Annotated in this window: 4 protein-coding genes and 1 pseudogene; all 5 read right to left on the bottom strand. The window is 52.2% G+C overall.

From position 1 onward, the window contains the following. Nucleotides 1–135: 135 nt before the first annotated feature. Entirely contained in the window at nucleotides 136–957 is an 822-nt protein-coding gene (locus A7090_RS10225; protein WP_105273952.1) for a hypothetical protein, read from the bottom strand. A gap of 2 nt (nucleotides 958–959) precedes the next feature. Next, nucleotides 960–5,123 (bottom strand): RHS repeat-associated core domain-containing protein, encoded by a 4,164-nt coding sequence (locus A7090_RS10230; RefSeq protein WP_241957269.1) that lies wholly within the window; start codon nucleotides 5,121–5,123, stop codon nucleotides 960–962. A gap of 20 nt (nucleotides 5,124–5,143) precedes the next feature. After that, the gene (locus tag A7090_RS10235; protein ID WP_105273953.1) at nucleotides 5,144–5,587 is read right to left on the bottom strand and encodes a DcrB-related protein; all 444 of its coding nucleotides are present in this window, start codon (nucleotides 5,585–5,587) and stop codon (nucleotides 5,144–5,146) included. Between the two features lie 24 nt (nucleotides 5,588–5,611). Beyond that, nucleotides 5,612–5,938 (bottom strand): annotated as a pseudogene (locus tag A7090_RS10240) (type VI secretion system Vgr family protein); the annotation flags it as partial. Nucleotides 5,939–6,058: 120 nt separating this feature from the next. Further along, a partial coding sequence (locus A7090_RS26295) for a hypothetical protein (protein ID WP_206748392.1) occupies nucleotides 6,059–6,364 on the bottom strand: 306 nt, incomplete at its 5' end.

Here is a 6,364-nt window from a genome sequence, read left to right on the forward strand (position 1 = left end):
ACATGTGTCATTCCTTTTTGATTGTATATTACTGGAATGACACAGAATTTCTAACACTCCCCAAAGGTTATTCGAAAGTGGAGCACAATTTCACATACCTTAACCGGTTCCCTACCTGTGCGACAGGGAAAAAATCTAATTTTTTATTCTATTCAAATCGAAATAAGAGCCGAACCAATAATCTAAGGCATCGAAATTGATACCATTCTTTCCTGTCCAAAAATCAACAGGATATCCCCAGTCAGAACTTCTTGATTTTCTTGGATTAAGGTAATTTGTAAAGTTATAAATGAATCCTCTGTGTTCTGGAGTTTCCAGTATGCCACAGTAACCTAATGTATCCAAAAAATATTTAATTTCCCCCATCTTCATTTTTGCTACATTCGCTTTTCTTAGCCTTTTCATCAATGTTGTAGGTTTTTCATCTAATTCAGAATTAAAAATAGCTTTCAGTAATGTAACAAACATATTTACTGCCCTATCATCTGGCGCAAGATGTGCCTCTTTCTTATGCTGATGAAGATAAAATGCCAGCATATCAGGACGACGATGAATAATACTACCACACCATCGGCAAGCATTTATAAAAGATAAATCTACTGATTGCGACTCATACAACGCACATAAATTACAATGTGCATTACTTATTTCAGTAGTATACGGTTTATAACTATGCTGTGGGTACTTTGTCATTATTGCGTACGCAGAAAGAGGCGCTCTACGATACGAAACACCATAGAATAGACCATAAATAAAATCATCCGTGATAGATTTTTTATTGCATTCATTATATTCCCTGAATGCCCATAGCAATATTTCATCATGTGTCATTTCTTTCTTTTCAAACATCAAACCCTTTTCTTTTGCATATCCATAATCTTCAGGTGATGTTCGGTCGGGGTATGCAGGATGATAGTTTTTCAAAATATTAAGAGCTCTTGCATCATAATCATCCATATTCAACACCCCGAGTTAAAGGATTTACTTTCCAGTGGTTTTAATTCACTTGCTGTTGAGACTCCATGAGCTTTCATATAGTTATCAGCAGACTCAACTCTAAACTTTCCTGTGTCCGTTTTTATCTTATCATCAGAAATGCCCTGAATAAGGTTCCCCCTCACACTCTCACTTCCTTTACCTAAAACATTTTTCTCACGAATACCTGAATTCTCTATACCGCGAACAGTATCATAATCGGTCCCAACAGGAGTTGTTCTATGTATGGAATCACCTTTACCAAATCGGGCTTTCTCATCAGCCCCAACATTGTTACTATGTCTGCGCATCACATCATTTAATGATGCGGAGTCAGATGCACGACCATGATAATAAATATCACCATTACTGTCCGTTAAATAGTAATTCCAGTCCAGTCCAAGAGGATCAATCCAACTCAGTGGATTCGGACCGTAACTATAGAGGTTTAATCCACCTCTTAGCCCAATCGGATCCTGGCTTACGAACCTCCCGCACTCCGGCGCATAATACCTGAACAGATTATAGTGCAGCCCCGTCTCTTCATCAAAATACTGTCCCGGCAGCCGCAGCGGCTGTTCAAAGTACGCCCCGCTGTTGCTGATGTCACCCCGGTTTTCCCCAAATCCCGCCTGATACCCCGCCCACACCAGCGTCCCGTCCGCTGCGGTCACCTCCTGTACCGTGCCCGTCACGTCCGTGTGGTAATACCAGATTTTTTGGCTCTCTCCGCGCCCCGTGATGGCCGCCACCGGCGTGTATGGTTGCTCCGCATCGTACAGGTATGTCCGCTTTCCCTGCCACGTGCTCTCCTGCAACAGCCGGAATCCTTCCCACACAAACGTTGTCTGGCTTCGCTCTCCCCGGTCCGTATGGCGGCCATACGTCGCCTTGCTGATGCGCCTGCCCAGCGCATCGTACTGATACCGCGTTTCCGTATTGCTGCTGATAACCCGCGTCAGTTGTCCCTGCGCGTTCCACTCCAGTTGCTGGTCCCTGCGGTCAGTCAGTTCGCCCCATTCGTTATAACGGTAACGGTCACGCCCGTAGCCCGGCAGACGGTTGTCCATCACCGCACTCTGATACTCGTCCGTCAGCAGGTTTCCGGCTTTATCGTAATAATAATGGGCATGGTCGTACATCTGACCCGTGCGGCTGGTCAGCCAGCCGCTCCGGTCATAACTGAACACCAGGCAACCGCGCAGTTTGTCATTGATGCCACCAACTTCACCGTCTGCGTTCCAGATATAGTCCCGCGCCGTCACGCTGTCGTTCTGCGCCGGGGGTTTACCGGCCTGCTGTGGATTCTGGCTGCCGCCTGGCAGGCTGCGCTGCCAGCTTAACCGGTTGTCGGCGTTGTAGCCGCTGAATGTCGTAAGTGCGCCCTGCGTGCGCATCACCTGGCGGTGCAGGCTGTCACGTTCATATTCGCTGACCGTGATACCGTCCAGTGCCGTCTGTAACAGATGCCCGCTGCCGTAGTAAAGATGGCTGAGGTGCTGCCCGTCCGGTAAGGTGATGTCCGTGGCATTGCCCAGCGCATCGCGCCGGTACTTTATGCTGCCGTGCACGCTGTGCTCTGCCGTCAGCCACCCGCTGCGGTCATACGCAAAACGTACCCTGTCTGCCTGCATGTGGTGCAGCCGCTCCCCTTCTTCCGTCGGGGTGAGCGTCACCTCCGTTATCTGGTCAAGACGGTTGTAGCTGAAGGTCCGCGTACTGTGCTGCGTCTCACTGCGCAACAGGCGGCCCAGCGCATCACGCTCCTGCCACTCATCACGCATCCCGCCTTCCGTGCCCTGCGTCTGGATGATGACCGGGAACCCGCCCGCATTCAGCACAAACATCCGTATCAGACCGTCCGGGCGCTGTTCTCCCGTCAGCCGTCCATCCGCATCGTGACTGAACCGGTAAAGGGCACCGTTGCCGTTGCCCAGACTGGCAATCCATCCCTCCGCGGTATAATGCCAGCTCGTCTCCCGTTTCTCTTCATCCGTGTGGCGCGCCAGCAGCCCGCGCGGCGTATACTGCCAGGACTGCACACTGCCCGTGATGCGACGGTGGCTGCTCAGTAATCCCAGCGCGTTCCAGGTGTAACGGTCCTGCTGTTTACCCGGATGGTCCACCGTCTCCGGCAGACCCTGACGGTTATAGCGGATGCGTACCGTTTTCCCTTCCGCGTCCGTCACCGCCGTCAGGTTGCCGTCTTCATCGTATTCATAACCCGTGACGCGCCCTGAACAGTCGGTGTATCGCGTCAGCTGACCGCGCGCATCGTGCACCAGCGCAGCCTCGCCGCCCCGCGCATCCGTGCGGCTGACCGCCAGCCCCTGTTCATCATACCCGTACCGCGTGACGCGCCCTTCCGGGTCCGTCTCCCGTATCACCTGACCGTGGTCGTTGTAATCCGCTTTCCATACGTGCCCGTCATCCAGTGCCCGGCGCGTGATTTCATCAAAACGCCCGTTCCACTGCGTCTGTGTCACCCGGCCTGCCGCGTCCGTCTCTTTCACCACCCGGCTCAGGGTGTCGTATTCCAGCGTCACCCTGCGTTCACCGGGAAGTTCCACCGCTACGGGGAAATGGTTTTCGTTGTAGGTGAAGCGGTACATCCCCCCGCCCGGCGTCCTGTGCGCGGTCACATACGTCTGTTCATCAAACCACCACTGCCACTTCTGCTCCGGCCTGCCGGTCACCACCGTCTGACCGCCCGCAAAATCATAGTGGAATCGGTAATCCTCGCCATCGCTTGTCGAGTGCTCCACCACCCTGGGAAACCCCTCAATCTCTTCCCGGCGGTAGGTACAGGTAAACCCCGTCGCGTTGCGATGCTCTGTCATCAGGCCATTTTCATAGGCAAACTGGCGCACCGTCACGCCCGCCCGGTCCACCACGCCGGTCAGTTGCCCGCTGGCGTCGTAACGGTATTCCACCAGGTTACCGGGACGCCCGCCCTTCACAAGTTCAATATGCGACAGGCGTTCCCCCGCTGGCGTCATCGTGCGGTGCAATAACAGATGATGCCCGCTGCTGGAGGCCACCCGCACCAGCCTGCCGTTCTCACGCCCGAAAGCAATACGCTGCCGGTACGGGGTTTCCATAAAAAGTAACGGCGCGACGCCGTGGTCATCAAATTCATCAAACACGTAATAGCTGCGGTCGGTGTAATGCAGCACATAGCGCCCGTCATGCAGGCGGCTCAGGTAAAACTGCTCTTCCGGGTCGAATATCTGGTGGCCCGGCGTCAGCCGTTCTTTCGGGTAACTCAGCTCCCGCCCCTGTCCCCCGATGAGAGTGATATATGTCTCATCCTCACGCAGGTTTATCTCCCAGTTCAGCCGCCATCCTCTGCCCAGAAGTCCCTCTGTCTCCAGGTGGCTGGCATAAAAGCGTGAGCAGGTGACGGGCAGGCGGCCCGGCAGGGTGAAATCCGTCTCCGGCAACAGAATTTTTTGCCCGGTGGTGACATCCACCGGATTGCTGAACAGCCCCATGACAGCATCAGAGACGCCCATCCCGACCAGTTGCCCGCCAATAAATTTTGCCGCACATTTTGTGCCGAATTTCGAGCCTAGCTTTGCCGCCTGCCGCCACGCCCCGCCCAGTCCACCCAGCAAACCAGCGATCATAAACAGCACATCCACCACCTGACGCAGCCAGTCAGGGATTTCCGGGCTGATTTCCAGTACCGTCTGCGTACCGCCGCCGAGAAAGACATTGGGAGAGCCGTCCTCAATCACCGCATCACATTCCGTGTGGTCATCCTTACGGGCAGCAGGCTGGCTGTTGATGTAGATATTGCCGGAACCCTGAGCAATGCGGATTTCCGGGGAATGGTCTTCGCATATTACTGTACTGAGCACAGCGCGGGCCGCCGGACGGCTGTTGGTGCTGACATCGGGAGAGCCGGTCAGAATTTTTCCCACTGTGGAATGTATCGAGCGCCCGATGGCTTCCCCCAGTTGCAGGATTCCGGAGGCTATCTGGTCTGCCAGAAAACTCAGAACCAGTCCGGCCAGAAAACCACAGGTAAAGAAAGCAAAGGCGGCGACGGCAATAATGGCGATGCCAATGATTGCCCCTATAAGAAACCCGGCAAGGGCACTGGTGTGGTAGATGGGGTCATCCACCCGTGCGGCTTCGTACATGACAAAACCTCCCTGTTTTTTTAGCTTTTAGCAGGCTGAAAACTTGCCAGCCAGGCAGTCCATAGCTGGTCGGTATGCTCATCAAAAGGGCGCTGACTGGTCAGCGTGAACACCAGGACTTTTCCGGGGCCGGTGATAAACCCGGCCTGGCGCTGGTACACTTCTGTTTTTCCAGAACGATGGGTGGCGAGGATCTGCTCACCGGTGATGGCAGCTTCGCCAGTTCCCGCCAGTGCCGTACCCCGCGAAAGTACCCGGTGCTGGCCCAGGTTTTTTTTCATCAAGGCTATCTGATGGTCAATATAGGTGGTCAGATTTTCATCGGGCCTGAGCGTATCGCGAGAAATATTCAGACTGGGGGTTGCCCTCTCATTACCCGATGGGACGAAGATATTGACGGTGCGATCAAGAAAATTTTCAGGCAGGGCAAAGCTGCCTTCCTGAATACGGTAAAGGCTGGTCATAGAAAAAATTCCTTTTATATTTTTTTATTCAGAAACGTCCGGGGTAGGTAACGGGGCAATATCATCCGCAGTCATGGCTGTACCGCCATCCGGATTCATATCAATGCCACTACCAATGAGTTGCATAACATCGCTGGTGTGCAGTAAAAGTTGTTTTCCGCAAAACTCAATAGAGCCGTCTTTGTGTAAAACGAGCGCCGCCTCGCCGCAACGAAGGGTAAATTGATCGCCAACATCCAGACGATATGTCGTTCCGACATTGATGGTTTGAGCCAGTTTGACGGAAAGACCATCATTTTTTGTGATGGTGGCATTGCGGTCTTCTCCCACGCTGATGGTTTCATTTTTGACGCAACCGCACTTAATATCGGTGTAAGAATATTCATACTACTGTCCTGCCAGTTTCCCGGTAGGGTAAAATGTCCTTCATTAATGAGATATTGCATTATTTTTCCCTGACATTAATATTTACTAATGGTTTCTCAAAAAAATCTGTGCGTAATAAGGATTGTTTAACTCTACGTTCACCACATTGGATTTAAAATTATAAAAATCCACATCTTTATCATCCTCTGTAACCTTTGAATCAACAGTCGACCACACATTCGTATAAAAACTACATTCATGCTTTCCTGGCGTAATATGGTAATCTCTGGCAATTTGTACATAGTCCCCCACCTTCATTTCTCCGGGAGAGATTTTGTAATATTCCCCCAGGGCAAGATTACGAAAGCCCGCTCCCCGCAAGGACTGACGCGAGGTAGTCTCTGTCCATGG

Origin of the sequence: Escherichia sp. MOD1-EC7003, assembly GCF_002965065.1 — a bacterium.
GTDB lineage: Bacteria > Pseudomonadota > Gammaproteobacteria > Enterobacterales > Enterobacteriaceae > Escherichia.